General features: G+C 37.7%; 1 protein-coding gene. It reads right to left on the bottom strand.

From position 1 onward, the window contains the following. Positions 1-408 (bottom strand): cation transporter (locus R5R67_RS19590; RefSeq protein WP_318755223.1); only part of this gene is annotated, 408 nt, incomplete at both ends.

Genomic DNA, 408 nt, shown 5'->3' with positions numbered 1-408 from the left:
CACAAGGAAGCCAGCAATAATTACACCTAGATTCACAATCACATCATTAGCGGAGAAAATCCAACTTGCTTTCATATGTGCTCCACCATCTTTATGTCCAGAAATTAGATAAAGACAGGCAACATTCGCAATTAGTGCAAAAAAGCCGATTACAATCATTAATAAAGATTCAGGCTCACTACCTAATATAAAACGTCTAATTACATCGACAATTACAGTTATTGCGAGAAATAATTGAATCCAACCCGCAAAATGCGCGGCTTTAACTTGATACTTTGCAGCTTTACCTACAGCATAAAGTGCAATCCCATAAACAGCAGCATCTGCAAACATATCAAGAGAGTCTGCGATTAACCCTGTAGATGCAGCAATTAGGCCACTAATAAATTCAATAACGAAAAGTGCAGC

Origin of the sequence: Acinetobacter sp. OYA S30 (assembly GCF_033599315.1) — a bacterium.
Taxonomy (GTDB): domain Bacteria; phylum Pseudomonadota; class Gammaproteobacteria; order Pseudomonadales; family Moraxellaceae; genus Acinetobacter; species Acinetobacter baumannii.
The sequence above is the reverse complement of the archived record's forward strand: the minus strand, read 5'-3'. Positions and strand labels throughout refer to the sequence as shown.